This window comes from Streptomyces sp. NPDC053076, from assembly GCF_044546845.1.
In the GTDB taxonomy this organism is placed as follows: Bacteria; Actinomycetota; Actinomycetes; order Streptomycetales; family Streptomycetaceae; genus Streptomyces.
The window spans coordinates 45,017-66,234 of the sequence record NZ_JBITZL010000004.1; the positions used below are offsets into that span (position 1 = coordinate 45,017).

General features: G+C 71.4%; 19 protein-coding genes. 5 read left to right on the top strand and 14 right to left on the bottom strand.

All coding sequences use genetic code 11. The features are described 5' to 3' along the window. Positions 1 to 51: 51 nt before the first annotated feature. The 7 genes from truB to rimP all read right to left on the bottom strand — a co-directional run bounded on the left by truB (position 52) and on the right by rimP (position 7,061). Positions 52 to 957 carry a tRNA pseudouridine(55) synthase TruB gene (gene truB, locus ACIGYR_RS17685; RefSeq protein WP_391847367.1) on the bottom strand — a complete coding sequence of 302 codons (906 nt, stop codon included), beginning with the start codon at positions 955 to 957 and terminating at the stop codon, positions 52 to 54. Beyond that, positions 954 to 1,409 carry a 30S ribosome-binding factor RbfA gene (gene rbfA / locus ACIGYR_RS17690; protein WP_399598498.1) on the bottom strand — a complete coding sequence of 152 codons (456 nt, stop codon included), beginning with the start codon at positions 1,407 to 1,409 and terminating at the stop codon, positions 954 to 956. The genes truB and rbfA overlap by 4 nt, the downstream gene beginning before the upstream one ends. Positions 1,410 to 1,449: 40 nt before the next feature. Next, positions 1,450 to 1,743, bottom strand: coding sequence for a DUF503 domain-containing protein (locus ACIGYR_RS17695; protein WP_360739639.1), 294 nt, complete (start codon positions 1,741 to 1,743; stop codon positions 1,450 to 1,452). Between the two features lie 194 nt (positions 1,744 to 1,937). After that, on the bottom strand, positions 1,938 to 5,030 hold the full coding sequence (infB, locus tag ACIGYR_RS17700; protein WP_399598495.1) for a translation initiation factor IF-2: 3,093 nt from the start codon (positions 5,028 to 5,030) through the stop codon (positions 1,938 to 1,940). Positions 5,031 to 5,175: 145 nt separating this feature from the next. Continuing rightward, entirely contained in the window at positions 5,176 to 5,472 is a 297-nt protein-coding gene (locus ACIGYR_RS17705) for a YlxR family protein (RefSeq protein WP_391847364.1), read from the bottom strand. 90 nt (positions 5,473 to 5,562) lie between these two features. Beyond that, complete coding sequence (gene nusA, locus ACIGYR_RS17710; protein WP_391847363.1) at positions 5,563 to 6,549, bottom strand: transcription termination factor NusA; 987 nt, start codon at positions 6,547 to 6,549, stop codon at positions 5,563 to 5,565. 2 nt (positions 6,550 to 6,551) lie between these two features. After that, positions 6,552 to 7,061 (bottom strand): ribosome maturation factor RimP, encoded by a 510-nt coding sequence (gene rimP, locus ACIGYR_RS17715; protein WP_391847362.1) that lies wholly within the window; start codon positions 7,059 to 7,061, stop codon positions 6,552 to 6,554. 215 nt (positions 7,062 to 7,276) lie between these two features. On the opposite strand from rimP, the gene ACIGYR_RS17720 reads away from it, so the two are divergent. The 3 genes from ACIGYR_RS17720 to ACIGYR_RS17730 all read left to right on the top strand — a co-directional run bounded on the left by ACIGYR_RS17720 (position 7,277) and on the right by ACIGYR_RS17730 (position 9,313). Continuing rightward, positions 7,277 to 7,771, top strand: coding sequence for a hypothetical protein (locus ACIGYR_RS17720; RefSeq protein WP_399598490.1), 495 nt, complete (start codon positions 7,277 to 7,279; stop codon positions 7,769 to 7,771). Next, positions 7,768 to 8,268 (top strand): ferritin-like domain-containing protein, encoded by a 501-nt coding sequence (locus ACIGYR_RS17725; protein ID WP_399598487.1) that lies wholly within the window; start codon positions 7,768 to 7,770, stop codon positions 8,266 to 8,268. The genes ACIGYR_RS17720 and ACIGYR_RS17725 overlap by 4 nt, the downstream gene beginning before the upstream one ends. Before the next feature lie 145 nt (positions 8,269 to 8,413). Continuing rightward, positions 8,414 to 9,313 (top strand): aminoglycoside phosphotransferase family protein, encoded by a 900-nt coding sequence (locus tag ACIGYR_RS17730; RefSeq protein WP_399598484.1) that lies wholly within the window; start codon positions 8,414 to 8,416, stop codon positions 9,311 to 9,313. A gap of 595 nt (positions 9,314 to 9,908) precedes the next feature. On the opposite strand, the gene ACIGYR_RS17735 is transcribed toward ACIGYR_RS17730, so the two are convergent. The 6 genes from ACIGYR_RS17735 to dxr form a co-directional block, all read right to left on the bottom strand. Continuing rightward, positions 9,909 to 11,612, bottom strand: coding sequence for a proline--tRNA ligase (locus ACIGYR_RS17735; protein ID WP_399598482.1), 1,704 nt, complete (start codon positions 11,610 to 11,612; stop codon positions 9,909 to 9,911). 109 nt (positions 11,613 to 11,721) lie between these two features. Continuing rightward, positions 11,722 to 12,252, bottom strand: a complete 531-nt coding sequence (locus ACIGYR_RS17740) for a GNAT family N-acetyltransferase (protein ID WP_391847358.1) — start codon at positions 12,250 to 12,252, stop codon at positions 11,722 to 11,724. 20 nt (positions 12,253 to 12,272) lie between these two features. After that, the gene (locus ACIGYR_RS17745; protein ID WP_399598479.1) at positions 12,273 to 13,121 is read right to left on the bottom strand and encodes a GNAT family N-acetyltransferase; all 849 of its coding nucleotides are present in this window, start codon (positions 13,119 to 13,121) and stop codon (positions 12,273 to 12,275) included. A gap of 174 nt (positions 13,122 to 13,295) precedes the next feature. Beyond that, positions 13,296 to 14,453: a flavodoxin-dependent (E)-4-hydroxy-3-methylbut-2-enyl-diphosphate synthase gene (ispG, locus tag ACIGYR_RS17750; RefSeq protein WP_391847356.1), complete on the bottom strand. Its 1,158-nt coding sequence runs from the start codon at positions 14,451 to 14,453 to the stop codon at positions 13,296 to 13,298. Between the two features lie 170 nt (positions 14,454 to 14,623). Next, on the bottom strand, positions 14,624 to 15,925 hold the full coding sequence (locus ACIGYR_RS17755) for a M50 family metallopeptidase (protein WP_399598476.1): 1,302 nt from the start codon (positions 15,923 to 15,925) through the stop codon (positions 14,624 to 14,626). Further along, a complete protein-coding gene (dxr, locus tag ACIGYR_RS17760; protein ID WP_399598473.1) occupies positions 15,922 to 17,193 on the bottom strand; it encodes a 1-deoxy-D-xylulose-5-phosphate reductoisomerase in 1,272 nt (423 codons plus the stop codon). Before dxr ends, ACIGYR_RS17755 begins: the two co-directional genes overlap by 4 nt. Positions 17,194 to 17,380: 187 nt before the next feature. Here dxr and ACIGYR_RS17765 point away from each other — a divergent pair, with 187 nt between their 5' ends. Further along, positions 17,381 to 17,839, top strand: coding sequence for a lamin tail domain-containing protein (locus ACIGYR_RS17765; protein ID WP_399598470.1), 459 nt, complete (start codon positions 17,381 to 17,383; stop codon positions 17,837 to 17,839). Here the strand turns inward: ACIGYR_RS17765 and ACIGYR_RS17770 are convergent. Then, positions 17,836 to 19,773, bottom strand: coding sequence for an acyl-CoA dehydrogenase family protein (locus ACIGYR_RS17770; RefSeq protein WP_399598467.1), 1,938 nt, complete (start codon positions 19,771 to 19,773; stop codon positions 17,836 to 17,838). The genes ACIGYR_RS17765 and ACIGYR_RS17770 overlap by 4 nt on opposite strands. A 408-nt stretch (positions 19,774 to 20,181) precedes the next feature. On the opposite strand from ACIGYR_RS17770, the gene ACIGYR_RS17775 reads away from it, so the two are divergent. Then, positions 20,182 to 21,195: a LacI family DNA-binding transcriptional regulator gene (locus ACIGYR_RS17775; RefSeq protein WP_399598465.1), complete on the top strand. Its 1,014-nt coding sequence runs from the start codon at positions 20,182 to 20,184 to the stop codon at positions 21,193 to 21,195. Positions 21,196 to 21,218 lie beyond the last annotated feature (23 nt).

Consider the following 21,218-nt stretch of genomic DNA (forward strand, 5'->3'; position numbering starts at 1 on the left):
CGCTCCACGACAGGCAGCCAGGGGGCCGGATCGAGCCAGTCCCCCAAGGACTCAGCCGAAGACGGCCAGGCTCTTCGCCTTGCCCCGGTGCTCCTCCACGAGCGCGAGGAAGCGGCCCTCGGGGTCGAAGACGGCCACGGGACCGGCGCCCGTGTACTCGTCCGGCATCTCCAGCCGGACGCCGTTCAGCAGCAGCCGGGACCGCTTGGCGTCGACCTGCCAGCGCCGGAACGCCGCGGACGCGGCTTCGGCGATCGGCATCACGGTCAGTTCCTGCTGCAACTGGTCCAGCGTCCTGGCGGCGTCCAGCTTGTACGGTCCGACGCGCGTCCGGCGCAGCGCGGTCAGGTGTCCGCCCACCCCCAGGTCGGCGCCCAGGTCACGGGCGATCGCCCGGATGTAGGTGCCGGAGGAGCAGACCACCGACACCACCAGGTCGAGCACGGCCGTGCCGTCCTCGGCGACCGCGTCCCGGACGTCGTACACCGTGAAGGAGGAGATGGTCACCGGCCGGGCGGGGATCTCGAAGTCCTCGCCCTCCCGGGCCCGCTTGTACGACCGTACGCCGTCGATCTTGATGGCGCTGACCTTGGACGGCACCTGCATGATCTCGCCGGTGAGCTTGGCGATGCCGGCGTCGACGGCGTCCCGGGTCACCTTGGAGGCGTCGGTGGACGAGGTGATCTCGCCCTCGGCGTCATCGGTGAGGGTGTTCTGGCCCAGGCGGATGGTGCCCAGGTACTCCTTCTCGGTGAGCGCGAGGTGCCCGAGGAGTTTGGTGGCGCGCTCGATCCCGAGGACCAGCACGCCGGTCGCCATGGGGTCCAGGGTGCCGGCGTGGCCGACGCGGCGGGTCCTCGCGATCCCGCGCATCTTCGCGACCACGTCGTGCGAAGTGAAGCCCGACGGCTTGTCGACGATGACGAGGCCGTCGGGCGGGGTGGGCTTGCTGGTCATTCGGCGGCGTCGTCCGTCTCGTCGTCTTCCTCGCCCGGCTTGCGGTAGGGGTCCGCGTCACCGGCGTACTCGGCGCCCGCGGACACCTCGCGCACCTTCTCGTCGGACTGGCGCGCCTTGTCGAGCAGGTCCTCGATGGTCCGGGCGGTGTCCGGGAGGGCGTCCGCCACGAAGGTCAGGGTCGGCGTGAACTTCACACCGGCGGCCGCCCCCACGGCCGAGCGGAGGACGCCCTTGGCGCTCTCCAGGCCGGCGGCCGCCGCCTTCCGCTCCTCCTCGTCGCCGTAGACCGTGTAGAAGACGGTCGCCTCCCGCAGGTCACCCGTGACCCGGGTGTCCGTGATGGTGACGTGCGAGCCGAGCCGCGGGTCCTTGATCCCGCGCTGCAGCTTCTGGGCCACCACCTCCCGGATGAGGTCCGCCAGCCTTTTCGCCCGCGCGTTGTCGGCCACTGGTCCGTCTCCCGTTCTTTCTCTTGCTTGCGTTTCGTGGTCAGTCGTCGTCGCCGTGGAAGCGCCGTCGTACGGACAGCAGCTCCACCTCGGGGCGGGCGGCGACCAGCCGCTCACACCGGTCCAGTACGTCGGTGAGGTGCGCCGCGTCGCCGGAGACCATGGCCAGGCCGATGATCGCTCGCCGGTGGAGGTCCATGTGGTCCACCTCGGCCGCGCTCACGGCGTACTTCCGCTGGAGTTCGGCGACGATCGGGCGGACGACGGAGCGTTTCTCCTTCAGCGAGTGGACGTCGCCGAGGAGGAGGTCGAAGGACAGAGTCCCCACGTACATGTGTGTAACCGGTTCACCCGCCGGTGCGGGATCGATGGCCCCGGGTCCGTGTGGCCGGGGACATCAAGAACCGTACAACGAAGCGGCCCACGCGATCGACGGATATTACGCTCCGTGGACCATGCGAACGGGCCGCAAACGGCGTGCCGGCCGACGGGACAGAGAGTCCCGTCGGCCGGCACGAACCGTAGGCGTTACGCCCGCGGCTTCTCGCGCATCTCGTACGTCGCGATGACGTCGTCGACCTTGATGTCGTTGAAGTTGCCGAGGTTGATACCGCCCTCGAACCCTTCGCGGATCTCGGTGACGTCGTCCTTGAAGCGACGCAGACCGGAGATGGTGAGGTTCTCCGCGACCACCTTGCCGTCGCGGATGAGGCGCGCCTTGGTGTTGCGCTTGACCTCGCCCGACCGGACCAGCACACCGGCGATGTTGCCCAGCTTGGACGACTTGAAGACCTCGCGGATCTCCGCCGTACCGAGCTCGACCTCTTCGTACTCCGGCTTGAGCATGCCCTTGAGGGCCGCCTCGATCTCCTCGATCGCCTGGTAGATGACCGAGTAGTACCGGACGTCCACACCCTCGCGCTCGGCCATCTGCGCCGCGCGGCCGGCCGCACGGACGTTGAAGCCGATCACGATGGCGTCGGAGCCCATCGCCAGGTCGATGTCGGACTCCGTGACCGCACCGACACCGCGGTGCAGGACGCGGATGTCGACCTCTTCGCCGACGTCCAGCTGGAGCAGGGAGGACTCGAGGGCCTCGACGGAACCAGAAGCGTCACCCTTGATGATCAGGTTCAGCTGCTGGACCTCGCCGGCCTTGAGCACCTTGTCCAGGTCCTCCAGCGACACGCGGCGCGTGCGCTTGGCGAACGCGGCGTTGCGCTCACGGGCGGCACGCTTCTCGGCGATCTGACGGGCCGTACGGTCCTCGTCGACCACCAGGAAGTTGTCGCCCGCACCCGGGACGTTGGTCAGGCCCAGGACCTGGACCGGCGTCGACGGGCCCGCCTCGGCGACGTTGTTGCCGTTGTCGTCGAGCATGGCGCGGACTCGGCCGTAGGCGTCGCCCACGACCATCGTGTCGCCGACCCGCAGGGTGCCTCGCTGGACGAGGACCGTCGCCACGGCACCGCGGCCGCGGTCGAGACGGGACTCGATCGAGATGCCCTGCGCGTCCTGGTTCGGGTTGGCCCGCAGGTCGAGCGAGGCGTCGGCGGTGAGGACGACGGCCTCCAGGAGGCTGTCGATGTGCAGACCCTGCTTGGCGGAGATGTCGACGAACATCGTGTCGCCGCCGTACTCCTCGGCCACCAGGCCGTACTCGGTCAGCTGACCGCGCACCTTGGTCGGGTCGGCACCCTCGACGTCGATCTTGTTGACCGCGACCACGATCGGCACGTCGGCCGCCTTGGCGTGGTTGAGCGCCTCGACCGTCTGCGGCATGACGCCGTCGTTGGCCGCGACGACCAGGATCGCGATGTCGGTCGACTTCGCACCACGGGCACGCATGGCGGTGAACGCCTCGTGACCCGGGGTGTCGATGAAGGTGATCTTGCGCTCTTCGTCGTTGACCTCGGTCGCGACCTGGTAGGCACCGATGTGCTGGGTGATGCCGCCGGCCTCGCCCGCGATGACGTTCGTCTTGCGGATGGCGTCGAGCAGTCGGGTCTTACCGTGGTCGACGTGACCCATGACGGTGACGACCGGCGGGCGGACCACCAGGTCCTCGTCGTCGCCCTCGTCCTCGCCGAACTCGATGTCGAAGGACTCGAGCAGCTCGCGGTCCTCCTCCTCGGGGCTGACGATCTGAACCGTGTAGTTCATCTCGCCCGCGAGGAGCTGCAGCGTCTCGTCGGAGACGGACTGCGTGGCCGTGACCATCTCGCCGAGGTTCATCATGACCGCGACGAGCGACGCCGGGTTGGCGTTGATCTTCTCCGCGAAGTCCGTGAGCGACGCGCCGCGGGAGAGGCGGATGGCCTCACCGTTGCCGCGCGGCAGCATCACGCCGCCGACGCTCGGGGCCTGCATGGCCTCGTACTCCTGGCGCCTCTGCCGCTTCGACTTGCGGCCACGACGCGCGGGACCGCCGGGACGACCGAAGGCGCCCTGCGTGCCACCGCGGCCACCCGGACCACCGGGACGGCCACCGAAGCCGGGACGGCCACCGCCGCCACCGCCGGGACCACCGGGACGGCCGGCGAAGCCGCCACCGCCACCACCGGGACCACCGGGACGGCCGGCGAAGCCGCCGCCGCCACCACCCGGGCGACCGGCGAAGCCGCCGCCACCCGGACGACCGCCGCCGCCACCACCGGGACGACCGCCGGCGCCGGGACCGCGGCCGCCGGGGCCACCGCCGCCCGGACGCGGGCCGGCAGCGGGACGCTGCGGCATCATGCCGGGGTTCGGGCGCGGACCGGCCGGGCCGGGACGCGGACCGCCCTGCGGGCGGGGCATGCCGGCCGGAGAGGGCCGGGAACCGCCGGCAGCCTGCGGACGGGGACCGCCGCCCTGGGCGCCGGGCGCCTGCGGACGGGGGCCGCCACCGGGGGCACCGGGGCCACCGGGACGCGGACCGCCCTGCGGGCGCGGGGCCTGCGGACGGGCCATGCCGGCGTTACCGCCGGAGGTGAAGGGGTTGTTGCCCGGTCGCGGACCGGACGGACGGGCGCCCGGACGCGGGGCCTGGCCGCCGGGACGCGGGGCACCCTGGCCCTGACGGCCCTGGCCCTGTCCCTGACCGGGGGCCGGACGGCCGGCGGGCTTCGGGGCACCCGGACGGGCGCCGGTACGCGGACCCTGCGCGGCCGGGGCCTGCGGGGTCTGGGCGGCCGGAGCGGCCGGAGCGGCCGGCGGAGCGGTGAACTCCGGGGCGGCGGGAGCCGGACGCGGCGCGGGCTTGGGACCCGGCACCGGACGCGGGCCGGGCGCCGCGGCGGGCGCCGACGGGGTGGTGGGCTGCGCCGACGCGGCAGCGGGCTGCTCGGCAGCGGGCGCCGTCGGAGGCTTGGGGGCCGGCGGCCGCGGGGCAGCCGGACGTGCCGACTGCGCCGGAGAGGGCGCGCCGGGCTTGGGGGCGGCCTTGCGCGGGGCGGGCTTACCGGCGGACTTGCCGTTGCCACCGCCCTGGAAGGCGTCGGTCAGCTTACGTACAACCGGCGCTTCGATGGTCGAAGACGCCGAACGGACGAATTCACCGAGTTCCTGGAGCTTGGCCATGACGACCTTGCTCTCTACACCGAACTCCTTGGCGAGTTCGTATACCCGGACCTTAGCCACTTCGCTCCTTTGAGGTCCGGGTTGAAGCCGGACCGTCGCTAGTTCATGGGCGTACTCATCGCGTACTCATCGAGTGCTCATCGCAATCTCGACCTGCTTTCGACTCGCGAGGTACCAAGCCGCACGGGGTTCCGTACGACACGTCTTACGGTGTTGCCTGTTCGGCAACTGTCGTCTCCTCGACGTATTGGCGCAACGCCTTTGTGTCGAGCGCTCCCGGGACGCGCAGTGCCCGCGGGAACGCCCGGCGGCGTACCGCCTGGTCGAGACAGACCAGGGCGGGGTGCACGTAGGCACCCCGGCCGGGCAGCGTACCGCGAGGATCGGGGACACATGCGTCCTCGGTCTTCACGATCCGCAGGAGATCGTTCTTGGCCGCCCGCTTCCGACACCCCACACAGGTGCGTTCAGGGCATACTCGGGCGGGCGTCCGGCCAGACACAGTTAAGTCTACCTCCCCGCACCGACCTCACCCCTTCGGGGCAAGAATCGAACGGACGTTGTCGTGATCTCAGCGGCGTACGGCTCGGATCTATTCCCCGGCCTGCTCCGTGTCGGGCCGGATGTCGATCCGCCAGCCGGTGAGCCGGGCCGCCAGGCGGGCGTTCTGGCCCTCCTTGCCGATCGCCAGCGACAGCTGGTAGTCCGGCACGGTCACCCGGGCGGAGCGGGCGGACAGGTCGACGACCTCCACCTTGTTCACCCGAGCGGGTGACAGCGCGTTCGCCACCATCTCGGCCGGATCATCCGACCAGTCGACGATGTCGATCTTCTCGCCGTTCAGTTCGCCCATCACGTTGCGCACCCGGCCGCCCATGGGGCCGATGCAGGCTCCCTTGGCGTTCAGACCCGAACGGGTGGACCGCACGGCGATCTTCGTACGGTGACCGGCCTCACGGGCGATCGCCGCGATCTCCACCGAGCCGTCGGCGATCTCGGGCACCTCCAGGGCGAAGAGCTTCTTCACCAGGTTGGGGTGCGTACGGGAGAGGGTCACGGAGGGGCCGCGGACGCCCTTGGCGACGCGTACGACGTACGAGCGCAGCCGCAGGCCGTGCGGGTAGGTCTCGCCCGGCACCTGCTCCTGCACCGGCAGGATGGCCTCGAGCTTGCCGATGTCCACGAGCACGTTCTTCGGGTCGCGGCCCTGCTGGACCACACCGGTGACGATGTCGCCCTCACGGCCGGCGTACTCGCCGAGCGTCGCGTCGTCCTCGGCGTCGCGCAGCCGCTGCAGGATCACCTGCTTGGCGGTGGTGGCGGCGATACGGCCGAAGCCGGACGGGGTGTCGTCGAACTCGCGGACCTCCTGGCCCTCCTCGACGTCCTCCGGGTCCTCCTTCGCCCACACGGTCACATGTCCGGTCTGCCGGTTGAGTTCCACGCGCGCGTGCCGGCGGCTTCCCTCGGTGCGGTGGTAGGCGATGAGGAGGGCCGATTCGATCGCCGCGACCAACAGGTCGAAGGAGATCTCCTTCTCCCTGACCAAGCCCCGCAGGGCGCTCATGTCGATATCCACGGCTACGCCTCCTCCTCTTCCTTCATGTCCTTCTTGTCCTTGCGGTTGAACTCGACCTGCACGCGCGCCCTGTCGATCTCCGGGAAGGCGAGTCTGCGAGTGGTGGCCTTGCGGCCCTTGACCCCGGGAACCTCGACGTCGAGACCGTCCTCGTCGACCTCCAGGATCCGGGCGACCAGTTCGCCGCCCTCGGTCAGCTGGAACTTCACGAGGCGGTCGGTGGCGCGCACATAGTGGCGGTGCTCGGTGAGGAGGCGCTCGGCGCCGGGGGTGCCGACCTCCAGGTCGTAGGTCGCGTCACCCATCGCGTCGGTCTCGTCGAGCTTCGCCGAGAGCGCACGGCTCACATCGGCGATGGCGTCCAGGTCCGCCCCGGCGTCGGAGTCGACGACCACACGCAGCACCCGCTTGCGTCCTACGGAGTCCACGGCGATCTCTTCGAGATCCAGCCCCTGAGAAGTGACGAGCGGTTCCAGCAGCTCTCGCAGCCTCTCGCTCTGGGTGGTGCTCATCCGGGTGACTCCTCGGCCGCGTGTGCTGTTGTGGGATGGGTCGCGTGTCAGGTCAAAGGGTATCCGGTCGTGGGGGCTGTTGCCGTCCACCTGTGGCCGGGCGGTGCCGGTGAGTGGTGCGCGCGGGGCGCGCGGGTACGGTGATCACGGGCGTGCCGCCCGCCGGCTGTGCCGCTTCGCCGTTCCCTCCGTACGAGTTCCCGAGGACGTCCGCAGTGCCGTATCCCCCACCGCCGCGCACCCGCCCGGGGCCGCGCAGAAGATCCCTGCTCGCCTCGGCCGCCGGCGCCGCCCTGTTGGCGGGCTGCTCGGCCGGCCCGGACTCCGGAGAGGACGGCCCGTCGGCCGCCACCCGGGCACGCGCGCGTGCGGCCCGGGACAGCCGGGGGCTGCTGGCACGGTACGACGCCGTGCTCGCCGCGCATCCCGGGCTGGCGGACCGGCTGCGCCCGCTGCGCGCGCAGGTCGCCGCACACGCGACGGCCTTCGAGGAGGGCGCGACGGCCACCGCCGCGACGTCGGCCGCCGCCACTCCCGTCCCGGCCGCAGAGAAGGACGCCGTCGCCGGGCTGGCGGCCGCCGAGCGCGCCCTGGCCGACCGGCGCGCCAAGGATCTGCTGGCGGTGCCGGGCGAGCTGGCGCGGCTGCTGGCGTCGGTCGCGGCGGCCGGGGCCGCACACGCGTACCTGCTGACGGAGGTGGCCACGTGAGCGACGGAACGGACCAGGCCGAGCAGGCCGAGATGACCGCGCTCCAGGCGGCGCTGGCGGCGGAGCACGCGGCGGTGTACGGCTACGGCGTCGTCGGCGGGCGGATCGGCGAGCGGCACCGGACCGAGGCGCGGGCCGCGTACGACGCCCACCGGGCCCGCCGGGACGCGCTGGTGCGCGCGGTGCGGGACCTGGGCGGCACTCCGGTCGCCGCGAGCGCCGGGTACGCGCTGCCGTTCCCGGTGCAGGACGGGACGGCCGCGGTGCGGCTGGCCACGCGGCTGGAGGAGCGGGTGGCCGGGGTGTACTCGGACCTGGTGCGGGCGGCGACCGGCACGCGGCGGGCCGATGCGGCCGGGGCGCTGCGGGAGACCGCGGTGCGGGCGGTGCGCTGGAGCGGGGAGAGCGTAGCCTTCCCTGGACTCGCCGAGCGGTCCGGCGAGCACACGGGCGCCGCCGGCACGACCCCGTCGGCCGCCGCCTCGGCGAAGCGCTAGGCAGCGGTACGGCGCGGCCGCCCGGGCCGGTATGACAGGCCGACAAGCCGACAGGTCACCGGACAGGCCCGACAGGCTCCCGGACAGGCCCCGACAGGCCCCGACAGGCCCCGACAGGCCCCGACAGGAAGGGAACGACTCGCGCATGGCTATCGAACCGCCGCCGCGTCTGGTGCGTGCGCTCGGTGAGACGGCACCGGCCGGGGACGACTGGCTGGCGCAGCTGCCCGCGGCGGCCGAGCGGGCCGTCGTCCGGCGCGAGTTGACCGTCGAGCGGGTGCAGATGCCGGGCGGCCGCAGCAGCCTGGTCGTGCTCGTGCGGCGGCCGGACGGCACTCCGGCCGTGCTGAAGCTGGCGCCGCCCCGGGCCCGCCCGGAGAGCGAGCGGGCGGCACTGGCGCACTGGGCCGGGCTGGGCGCCGTACAGCTGCTGGAGACCGACGCGGACGACGGGGCGCTGCTGCTGGAGCGGCTGCACCCGGACGTGTCCGTACGCTCGCTGCCGGAGGCGAAGGCGCTGCTGGAGGCGGCGGGCACGCTCCGCAGGCTGTGGGTGACGCCGCCGGCCGGGCACGCCTTCGAGACCGTCGCCGAGCGCACCGGGCGGCAGGCGGCGGCCATGCGGGCGAGTGCCGGGACGGATCCGGAGACCGCCGCCCTCGTGGAGCCGGCGCTCGCCGCCCGCGAGGAGCTGCTGGCCGATCCGCCGGAGCGACTGCTGCTGCACGGCACCTTCCGGCAGAGCAAGGTGCTCGCGGGCGAGCGGATGCCGTGGCTCGCGGTGGGCCCGGACCCGGTGGTCGGTGAGAGCGCCTTCGACCTGGCACGGCTGGTCCGGGACCGGGTGGAGGACCTGATCGCGACGTCCTCCGGATCCGCCACCACCCGGCGCCGGATCAAGCGGCTCGCGGAGTCCCTGGAGGTGGATCAGGAGCGGTTGCGGGGGTGGACGCTGTTCCGGGCGGTGGAGTCCGGTGTGCGTGCGCTGCGTGTGGGGCGGCCGAAGGACGGGGAGTTGCTGCTCGAGTTCGCCGGGTGGCTCTAGGACGGTGCCGCGCGGGGCGGTCCGGGGAGGTGCAGGCCCGCCGGGTGGCTCTGGGGCGATGACGCGAGGGGCGGTCCGGGGGGGTGCAGGCCGTCGTGTGCCTGCGGGCTTCGCCGCGGCTGATCGCGCAGTTCCCCGCGCCCCTGTTCAGGCCGGCCTCGGCCCGAAGGCCAGGGCCGGACAGCCGCACGTCGGAAAGCCGCACGCCGGACAGCCGCACGCCCGACAGACACCTGCCGGACAGTCGCATTCCAGGACAGACGCCCGCCAGACAGCCGCACGCCGGACAGCCGCAGCCAGACCACCGCCCGCCGGACAGCCACACGCCGGACACCCGCACGCCAGACAGCCGCACGCCGGACACCCGCAGCCAGACCACCGCCCGCCGGACAGCCACACGCCGGACACCCGCAGCCAGACCACCGCCCGCCGGACAGCCACACGCCGGACACCCGCACGCCGGACCACCGCACGCCAGACAGCCGCACGCCAGGCAGCCACACGCCGGACACCTGCACGCCAGGCAGCCGCACGCCGGACACCCGCCCGTCGGTCTGGCCGCCGCGCCCCTCCGGGGCGCGGGGGTCCGGCGTGGTCAGGCCGTCAGGCGGGTGATCGCGTCCTCGACGGAGAGCTCCTCGCGCTCACCGGTCCTGCGGTCCTTCAGCTCCACCACGCCTTCGCCGGAGCGGCGGCCGGCGACCAGGATCTGCGGGACACCGATCAGTTCGGCGTCGGTGAACTTCACGCCCGGGGACACCCCGGCCCGGTCGTCCACCAGGACGCGGACGCCCGCCGCGGCGAGCTTCTCCGCGACGTCCAGCGCCAGCTCGGTCTGCAGGGCCTTGCCGGCGGCGACGACATGCACGTCGGCCGGGGCGACCTCCTTGGACCAGACCAGGCCCTTGTCGTCGGCGGTCTGCTCGGCGAGCGCGGCGACGGCGCGGGAGACGCCGATGCCGTAGGAGCCCATGGTGACGCGGACGGGCTTGCCGTTCTGGCCGAGGACGTCCAGCTTGAGGGCGTCGGTGTACTTGCGGCCCAGCTGGAAGATGTGGCCGATCTCGATGGCGCGGTCCAGCTTCAGGCCGGTGCCGCACTTCGGGCAGGGGTCGCCGTCCTGGACCACGACGACGTCCACGTACTCGTCGACCTCGAAGTCCCGGCCGGCGACGACGTTCCTGGCGTGCGTGTGCTCCTTGTTGGCTCCGGTGATCCACGCGGTGCCGGGCGCCACGCGCGGGTCGGCGATGTACTTCACCTTCTCGCCGAGGCCCTGCGGGCCGACGTAGCCGCGGACCAGGTCGGAGCGCTCGGCGAAGTCCGTCTCGGTGACCATCTCGACGGCGGCCGGGGCGAAGTGCGCCTCGACCTTGCCCAGGTCCACCTCACGGTCGCCGGGCACGCCCACGGCGACGATCTCGCCGTCGACCTTGACCAGCAGGTTCTTCAGCGTGGCGGAGGCCGGGACGCCGAGCGAGGCGGCCAGCGTCTCGATGGTCGGGGTGTCCGGGGTGGGGATCTCCTCCAGCGCGGGCACGGCCGAGCCGTCGACCGGCTTCAGCTCGTAGGTGATCGCCTCCGTGTTGGCGGCGAAGTCGCAGTGGGGGCAGTCCGCGAAGGTGTCCTCGCCGGCCTCGGCCGGGGCGAGGAACTCCTCGGACTTGGAGCCGCCCATGGCGCCGGCGGTGGCCGCGCAGATCCGGTAGTCGAGGCCCAGGCGCTCGAAGATCCGCTGGTATGCCTGGCGGTGCAGGGCGTACGACTGGGCGAGGCCCTCGTCCTCCGTGTCGAAGGAGTAGGAGTCCTTCATCAGGAACTCACGGCCGCGCAGGATGCCGGCGCGGGGGCGGGCCTCGTCGCGGAACTTGGTCTGGATCTGGTAGAGGATCACCGGCAGGTCCTTGTAGGACGTGCACTGGTCCTTGACCAGGAGGGTGAAGATCTCCTCGTGGGTGGGACCGAGGAGGTAGTCGCCGCCCTTGCGGTCCTTGAGCCGGAACAGCTCCTGGCCGTACTCGTCCCAGCGGCCGGTGGCCTCGTAGGGCTCGCGCGGCAGCAGGGCGGGCAGCGTGACCTCCTGGGCGCCGATGCCGTCCATCTCCTCGCGGACGATGCGCTCGACGTTGGCGAGGACCTTCTTGCCGAGGGGCAGCCAGCTCCAGATGCCGGCCGCCGTGCGGCGGACGTAGCCGGCGCGGACGAGGAGCTTGTGGCTGAGGACCTCGGCGTCGGCCGGGTCGTCGCGCAGAGTCTTCGCCATCAACTGGGACATGCGCTGGACCGGTGCGTTCGCCATGGTTCTCGTACTCCTGCCGGATGGTGGTCCCCCCGCGCGAGCGAAGCCGAGCGTGGGGATGGTGATGGCATAGGAGGTTAGCCGGGCCGACTGGGCCGGTGGAAATCGGTTAGCGCCTGCGCAGTGGCAGTGGGGCGCCCATGACGGCGTACGGCCGTGGCGCGCTCGGGAAGTGGACCTGGCGGGCGAGGTCGGTGTAGCCGAGGGAGTGGTAGAGCCCGCGGGCGGGGCTGTCGGTGTCGATCGCGGAGAGGATCGAGCGGGGTTCGGTGGCACTGTCCGTGATGGTGGTGATCAGGCGCCGGCCGATGCCGCGGTTCTGGTGGTCGGGGTGGACGTGCAGCTCGGTGATGACGAAGGAGTCGTCGAGCCAGTGGTCGTGGCCGCCCGCGCGGAGATAGGGCTCCACGACGGTGGACCACCAGTGGGTGCGGCTGTTGGGCATGCCGTAGACGAACCCGACCAACTGCCCGTGGCTGGTGGCGCCGAGGGCCCGTGCGCCCTGGTACTGCATGTGGCGCTGGACGATCTGGCGGCGTACGGCGATTTCGTCCGGCCCGAGCCCGAAGGCGAGGGCCTGCACGGCGAGGGCCTCGTCGACGTGGTCTGCGAGGTCCAGGGGGCCGATCACGAGGTCCATGCCGGGAGGGTACAGGGGAGTCAAAACAGAACGCTCATGAAGGCTCCCACCTCCTGGAAGCCCACCCTGCGATATGTCCTTCTGGCCGCCGTGTTGAAGTCGTTGACGTACAGGCTGACGACCGGGGCCACGTCCGCCAGGGCGTAGCGCAGCACCGCCGCCATGCCGGGGACCGCCAGGCCCCTCCCCCGGTACTCGGGGGCCACCCACACGCCCTGGATCTGGCAGGCGTCGCGAGTCGCCGCGCCGATCTCCGCCTTGAACACGACCCGGCCCTGGTCGTCGACGCGGGCGAAGGAGCGGCCGGCGCCGACGAGTTCCGCGACCCGGGCCTGGTAGAGCAGGCCGCCGTCGCCGGACAGCGGGGAGACGCCGACCTCCTCGGTGAACATCGCCACGCACGCCGGCATGATCGTCTCCATCTCGTCCTTGCGGACGCGGCGGACGTACGGGTCGGGGGCGATGTCGGCCGGCATGCGGTCGGTGACCATCAGCGGCTGGTGGGCGCGGACCTCTCGGGCCGGGCCCCAGTGCGGCTCCAGCAGCCGCCACAGCTGGGTGGTGGCTTCGGCGGAGCCGACGATGGAGGAGCAGCGGCGGCCGGCCCGGCGGGCGCGGTCGGCGAAGGCGCGTACGGCGCGCGGGGTGGCGCAGATGGGGACGAGGTTGGCGCCCGCGTAGCACAGGGACGTGAGCATGCCGTCCTCGTACCAGCCCCACATCTCGCCGCCGAGGCGCCACGGGTCGAGGCCCGCGACCTGGACCCGGGAGGACACGAAGGCGTTCGCCACCGGCTCGCGGTCGAGGACGGCGAGCGCGGCGTCAAGGTCGCTCGGTTCGAGCACCCGGGAGGTGGTCTGGGTCAACACGTGCGGGGCCTCACCCTGGGGTTCTGCTGGTCCCGGCACTATAACTGCGCTGCCTCGGCCGTGCGCCTCGGAGTCCGTGGGCTCCGGTCTTCCGGCGGGTGCGGGTCGCGCGTGGCCGGCCGCGCCGTCCCCCGCGCCCCTTGCGGGGCGCTGACCCGCCCGGAGCCGGATCGTTCAGCCCGCCACCGACACCGACGGTTCGCCCGAGGTCACGCCGTCGGCCTCCATCTGTTCGGCCAGCTTCATGGCCTCCTCGATGAGCGTTTCCACGATCTTGGACTCGGGGACGGTCTTGATGACCTCGCCCTTGACGAAGATCTGGCCCTTGCCGTTGCCGGAGGCGACACCGAGATCGGCTTCGCGGGCCTCGCCGGGGCCGTTGACGACGCAGCCCATGACGGCGACGCGGAGCGGGACCTCCATGCCGGTGAGGCCCGCGGTGACCTCTTCGGCGAGCTTGTAGACGTCGACCTGGGCGCGCCCGCAGGACGGGCAGGAGACGATCTCCAGGCCGCGCTGCTTGAGGTTCAGCGACTCCAGGATCTGGATGCCGACCTTGACCTCCTCCGCCGGCGGGGCCGACAGGGAGACGCGGATGGTGTCGCCGATGCCCTGGGAGAGCAGCGCGCCGAAGGCGACCGCCGACTTGATCGTGCCCTGGAAGGCCGGGCCGGCCTCCGTCACGCCGAGGTGGAGGGGGTACTCGCACTGCGCGGCGAGCTGGCGGTACGCCTCGATCATGACGACCGGGTCGTTGTGCTTGACGGAGATCTTGATGTCGCGGAAGTCGTGCTCCTCGAAGAGGGACGCCTCCCACAGGGCGGACTCGACCAGGGCCTCAGGGGTGGCCTTGCCGTACTTCTGGAGCAGGCGCCGGTCCAGGGAGCCGGCGTTGACACCGATGCGGATCGGGGTGCCGTGGTCCTTGGCGGCCCTGGCGATCTCCTTGACCTTGTCGTCGAACTGCTTGATGTTGCCGGGATTGACGCGGACCGCGGCGCAGCCGGCCTCGATGGCGGCGAAGACGTACTTGGGCTGGAAGTGGATGTCCGCGATGACCGGGATCTGGGACTTCTTCGCGATGGTGGCGAGGGCGTCGGCGTCGTCCTGGGTGGGGCAGGCCACGCGGACGATCTGGCAGCCGGAGGCGGTCAGCTCGGCGATCTGCTGGAGGGTGGCGCCGATGTCGGACGTACGGGTCGTGGTCATGGACTGGACCGAGACAGGCGCGTCTCCGCCGACCGCCACGCTTCCGACCTGGATCTGCCGGCTCTTCCGGCGCTCGGCGAGCTTGGTCGGAACGGACGGCATGCCGAGAGAAATCGCAGTCATCTGCTGTGCAACCCCATGTCGTGGATCAAGATCCGGTCCCGTGAACGGCGGGCTCCAGACTCCGAGATTACGGCACAGGGACGGACGCCAGCACATCCCTCCCGTAAAACCCACTCGATGGAAGGCGGCCCGGAACCACGGGGTTCCGGGCCGCCTGGAACGTCGGACGGCTAGGAGATTTTGACCGGGTTCACCACGTCGGCGATCAGCACCAGGATGGTGAAGCAGACGAAGATCCCGGCCACCACGTACGCCACCGGCATCAGCTTGGCGACGTCGAACGGACCGGGGTCGGGCCGGCGCAGCACGCGGGCCACGTTCCGCCGCAGCGCCTCCCACAGCGCGCCCGCGATGTGGCCGCCGTCGAGCGGGAGCAGCGGCAGCATGTTGAACAGGAACAGGGACAGGTTGAACCCGGCGAGCAGCATCACGAACATCGCCACCTGCTGGGAGGCGGGGATGTCGAGCGTGGCGATGTCACCGGTGATGCGGGCCGCGCCGACGATGCCCACCGGCGAGTCCGGCTCACGCGGGCCGTCGCCGAAGGCGGCGTCCCACAGGGCGGGGATCTTGGCGGGCAGGGCGGCGAGGGAGTCGACGGCGTCGCCGACCCGGTCGGTCATCCAGGACACGGACCCGCCGAAGTCCTCCCTGACCACCCCGGTGGCGGCGCTGAAGCCGAGGAAGCCGGCCTCGACGTAGCCGTCGGTGTACTGGCCGCTGGAGTCCTTCCTGGCGACCTTGTTCGTCGTGATCGTCGTGTGCAGGGTCATCTCCTGGCCCTTGCGGTCGACGACGATCGCGACGTTCTTGCCCGCGCTGTCCCGGATGAGGTCCGAGAGCGTGTTCCAGTTCCCGGTCGGCACGCCGTCGAAGGAGACGATCTTGTCGCCCGCCTTCAGGCCGCCCTTGGCGGCCGGGGAGACCGGGTCGGACTTCTTGCAGGTGTCGCGGTGTTCGCTCTGCTCGATGGAGCAGGGTGAGACGGAGGCGACGGTGGTGGTCTGCTGCTGGATGCCGAAGCCCATGAGCACGGTGAAGAAGAGGCCGATCGCGAGCACCAGGTTCATGAACGGGCCCGCGAACATGACGATGACCCGCTTCCACGGCTTGCGGGTGTAGAACATGCGCGTCTCGTCACCCGGCTTGAGCTCCTCGAAGGCCGCCGAGCGGGCGTCCTCGATCATGCCGCGCCACGGGGAGGTGGAGCGGGCGGAGACCCGGCCCTGGTCGTCGGGCGGGAACATGCCGATCATGCGGATGTAGCCGCCCAGCGGGATGGCCTTGATGCCGTACTCGGTCTCGCCCTTGTTGCGCGACCAGACGGTCGGGCCGAAGCCGACCATGTACTGCGGGACGCGGATGCCGAAGAGCTTGGCCGTGGACAGGTGCCCCAGCTCGTGCCACGCGATCGAGACGAGCAGGCCCACCGCGAAGACCACTATGCCGAGGATGAACATCAAGGTCGTCATGCACGCGCCTCCGCGGTCGCCGTCTTGGCTGTGAGTTCCCGGGCCCGGGCTCTCGCCCAGGTCTCCGCTTCGAGGACGTCCGACACGGTGAGTGAGGTTCCCGTGACCGGGGTGCCGTGTTCCTCGACCACCCGGGTGACGGTCTCCATGATCCCGTTGAAGGGCAGTGCGCCGCCCAGGAAGGCCTCGACGCACTCCTCGTTGGCCGCATTGAACACCGCCGGAGCCGTCCCCGCGAGCTGCCCCACGTGCCGGGCGAGGTCCACCGACGGGAACGCCTCGGTGTCCAGTGGGAAGAACTCCCAGGTGGATGCCTTGCTCCAGTCGAAGGCGGGCGCCGCGTCGGGAATGCGTTCGGGCCAGCCCAGACCGACGGCGATGGGCCCGCGCATGTCGGGGGGCGTCGCCTGGGCGATCGTGGATCCATCGGTGAACTCGACCATCGAGTGGACATACGACTGGGGATGCACGACCACCTCAATGCGGTCGAAGGGAATGTCGTAGAGGAGGTGGGCCTCGATGACTTCCAGTCCCTTGTTGACCAGCGTCGCGGAGTTGACGGTGATCACCGGGCCCATCGCCCAGGTGGGGTGGGCGAGGGCGTCCTGGACGGTGACGTGCGCCAGCTCGGCCCTGGTCCGGCCGCGGAAGGGGCCGCCGGAGGCGGTGACGACGAGCTTGCGGACGTCGGCACGGGTGCCGGCGGCGAGCGCCTGGAAGAGGGCCGCGTGCTCGGAGTCCACCGGGATGATCTGACCGGGCTTGGCGAGCGCGGTGACCAGCGGGCCGCCGACGATCAGCGACTCCTTGTTGGCGAGCGCGAGGGTGCGGCCCGCCTCCAGGGCGGCCAGGGTCGGCGCGAGGCCGATGGAGCCGGTGATGCCGTTGAGCACGGTGTGGCACCGGGAGGCGGCGACCTGGGTGGCCGCGTCGGGCCCGGCGAGGATCTCGGGCAGCGGCTCCCCGCTGCCGTACTCGGCGGAGAGCGCCTCGCGCAGCGCGGGTACGACGTCCTCGCGGGCGACCGCCACGGTCCGCACCCGCAGCCGGTGCGCCTGCTCGGCGAGGAGGGCCACCCGGCCGCCGTTGGCGGACAGGGCGGTGACCCGGAAGCGGTCGGGGTTGCGCAGCACGAGGTCGATGGCCTGGGTGCCGATGGATCCGGTGGAGCCGAGGATCACCACGTCCTTGGGTCCGTCACCGGGGACGGGGTCGTAGACGAGGTGCGGGTCGGCGAGGGGCGCCGGACTGGCGGGACTGTCGGTCATCCCCCCATTGTTGCCGCAAGCGGTGACGGCCTGGACAGTGCGTCCCTCGGGCGGGTGCATCGGTGGCCTTCCTCGCCGGACCGAGCGGTTCTCCGCTACTTCCTCCGATGTGAAGTCAACGTGAAGATCATGTGATAACACTTCCTTCCACATGCTTTCGCGGACGACATCCTGGGGGGATCTCTCCATGCGTACTGTGCGGCTGCGCGCAGCCCTGCCCGCCCTCGCCGGCGCGGCCCTGCTCACCGGCACCCTGCTCAGCACTCCGGCCGAGGCCGCCGGGGGCGTGAAGATCCACCATGTGTGGTTCGACAGCCCCGGCTCGGACAACCGTTCCAACAAGAGCCTGAACGGCGAGTGGGTGCAGCTGAAGAACACCGGCGGTTCGGCGGTCTCGCTCAAGGGCTGGGTACTGAAGGACGCCTCCAACCACAGGTACGTCTTCCCGAACGTCAAGATCGGCGCCGGGAAGTACCTCAAGATCCACACCGGCAGTGGCTCGGACACCGCGTCGGACAAGTACCAGGACCGGCGTGCCTACGTCTGGAACAACGACAAGGACACGGCCACGCTGACCAAGGCGAGCGGCACCAAGGCCGCGTCCTGCTCCTGGACGACGCGGGACCCGAGCGACAAGTACTGCTAGCCGCCGAAGGGACGGCGGGCGTTGTCGTGAGCCGAGGGTCCGGGGGTCGCGTCGGCGATCCACGGGCCCTCCCCCGAGGGGTCGAGGATGCCCTCCTCCAGCCAGGTGTAGGCCCCGCCGAGGACGCCCTTGACCACCTTGCGGTCCAGGTCGTCGGTGTTGGTCCACAGGCGCGCGAAGAGTTCGTCCACCCGGATGCGGGCCTGCCGGCAGAAGGCGTCGGCCAGCTGGTACGCCTCGCGGCCGTGCTCGCCCTCGCCGCGCAGCCGCTCGGCGCGGACACAGGCCGCGCTCATCGCGAACAGCTCGGCGCCGATGTCCACGATCCGGCCGAGGAAGCCCTGCTTGGTCTCCATCCGGCCCTGCCAGCGGGACATGGCGTAGAAGGTGGACCGGGCCAGCTTGCGGGCGGTGCGCTCGACGTAGCGCAGATGGCCGGAGAGGTCGACCACCTGCCTGAACTGACCGTACGACGTGGGCAGTTGACCGGGGCCGGCGATCAGCTTCGGCAGCCACTTGGCGTAGAAGACACCCGCGCCCGCGCCCGCCTTCGCCTTGTCCGACAGGGACTTGTCGGGGTCGATCAGATCACCGGCGACCGAGAGATGGGCGTCCACGGCCTCCCGCGCGATCAGCAGGTGCATGATCTCCGTGGAGCCCTCGAAGATGCGGTTGATGCGCAGGTCGCGCAGGATCTGCTCGGCCGGAACCGGGCGTTCGCCGCGCGCCTTGAGGGACTCGGCCGTCTCGTAGCCGCGTCCGCCGCGGATCTGGACCAGTTCGTCGGCCATCTTCCAGGCCATCTCGGAGCCGTAGAGCTTGGCGAGGGCGGCCTCGATGCGGATGTCGTTGCGGTCCTCGTCGGCCATCTGGGAGGACAGGTCGAGCACGGCCTCCAGCGCGAACGTGGTGGCCGCGATGAAACTGATCTTGGAGCCGACGGCCTCGTGCAGCGCGACCGGCTTGCCCCACTGCTCGCGCTCCGCCGCCCACTCACGGGCGATCTTCAGGCACCACTTGCCGGCGCCCGCGCACATGGCGGGCAGCGACAGCCGGCCCGTGTTCAGGGTGGTGAGCGCGACCTTCAGGCCCGCGCCCTCGGGTCCGATCCGGTTGGCGGCCGGTACCCGGACCTGGTGGAAGCGGGTGACGCCGTTCTCGATGCCGCGCAGACCCATGAAGGCGTTGCGGTTCTCGACGGTGATGCCCTCCGCGGCCGCCTCCACCACGAACGCGGTGATGCCGCCCTTGTGTCCGTCGGACTTCGGCACCCGGGCCATGACGACGAGCAGGTCGGCGACCACCCCGTTGGTGGTCCACAGTTTCACCCCGTCGAGGACGTAGTCGTCGCCGTCGGGCACGGCCGTGGTGGCGAGACGGGCCGGGTCGGAGCCCACGTCCGGCTCGGTGAGCAGGAAGGCGGAGATGTCGGTGCGGGCGCAGCGCGGCAGGAAGGCGTCCTTCTGCTCCTGGGTGCCGAACATCTTCAGCGGCTGCGGTACGCCGATCGACTGATGGGCGGAGAGCAGCGCGCCGACGGCCGGGCTGACGGAACCGACCAGGGCGAGGGCCTTGTTGTAGTAGAGCTGGGTGAGGCCGAGGCCGCCGTACTTCGGCTCGATCTTCATGCCGAGGGCGCCGAGCTCCTTCAGGCCCACCACGACCTCGTCGGGGATGCGGGCCTCCCGCTCGATGCGGGCGGGGTCGATCGTCGTCTCGCAGAACGCGCGCAGCTTCGCCAGGAACTCCTCGCCCCGCCGTACGGATTCGGCGTCGGGGAGCGGATGGGGGTGGATGAGGTCGAGCCGGAAGCGCCCGAGGAAGAGTTCCTTGGCGAAGCTGGGTTTGTGCCAGTCCTGCTGCCGGGCGGCCTCCGCCACCTGACGGGCCTCGCGTTCGGAGACGGTGGAGCGTTGGGTGGTGGGGGCGGACATGAGGCTCACCTCGCCGCGAAGAGGGATGATTACGGACCGTTCGTTACCGACCAGTGCTACTGGATCGTTGGTACCCGAAACGGGCCGACCCCACCACCCCTCGCGCGTCCGATCGGCCGAAAGCCCGACCGAGAACCGGGGCCGCCGGCGTCTCCTGCTCTTCTCCGCCACACCGGCCGGGGCCGGGTATGGCTTCCGCCGTACCGACCGGGGCCGGGGATCGCTTCCGCCGTAGCGACCGGGGCCGGGAATCGCTTCCGCCGTAGCGACCGGGGCCGGGAATCGCTGTCGAAGCGCTTCGATGACCTATGGACACTCTGGGTGCCCGGAGTTAGTGTCGAGCTCACCCTCATTCATTCTACTTGCAGCGCCTGGTGTCGAAGCGCTTCACAAAGCTTGGAGAGCTGGATGGTCACCCTCGCCGAGGTCGCCCAGCACGCCGGAGTCTCGGCGAGCACGGTGAGCTATGTCCTCAGCGGCAAGCGGTCCATCTCCCTCACCACCCGGCAGCGGGTCGAGCAGAGCATCCGGGAGCTCGGCTACCACCCGAACGCGGGCGCCCGCGCCCTGGCCGGCAGACGGTCGAACATCATCGCGCTGATGATCCCGCTGCGCACCGACCTGTATGTGCCGGTGATGATGGAGATCGCCATCGCGGTGGCCACCACGGCCCGGACCCACGGCTACGACGTCCTGCTGCTCACCGGCGAGGAGGGCCCCGACGCGGTGCGCCGGGTCACCGGCAGCGGTCTGGCCGACGCGATGATCCTGATGGACGTCGAGCTGCAGGACGAGCGGCTGCCGCTGCTGCGGGCGACCGACCAGCCCTCCGTGCTGATCGGCCTGCCCGCCGAGACCGCCGGCCTGACCTGCGTGGACCTGGACTGGAACGCGACCGGCGCGCTGTGCGTGGAACACCTGGCGAAACTCGGCCACCGCGACATCGCTGTCATCGGCGAGGCCCCGGCGGTCTACGAGCGGCACACCGGTTTCGCCGAGCGCACCCTCGACGGACTGCGCTCCCGGGCTCGCGAGTCGGGCCTGAGGGTGCTGCACCGGCCGTGCGAGGGCGGGTACGACGCGATGGCCCGCACCCTGGCCCGGATCTTCGACGAGCGGCCGGCGACGACCGGCTTCGTGGTGCAGAACGAGTCGGCGGTGGAGCCGCTGCTCGCACTGCTGCGCCAGCAGGGCCGGGCCGTGCCCGAGGACGTCTCCGTGGTCGCGATCTGCCCGGACGAGGTCGCCGTCCAGGCGTCGGTGCGACTGACCTCGGTCGCCGTCCCCGCCCAGGAGATGGGCCGGCACGCCGTGGAAAACCTGGTGGCCAAGCTCGACGGCCGGGGCGGCGACGAGGTCGTACTGCTCGCCCCCGAGCTGACGGTCCGGACGAGTTCGGGACCGGCGCCGGCCGCGTCGTGACACACCCGCGTGCCGTGCGTCCG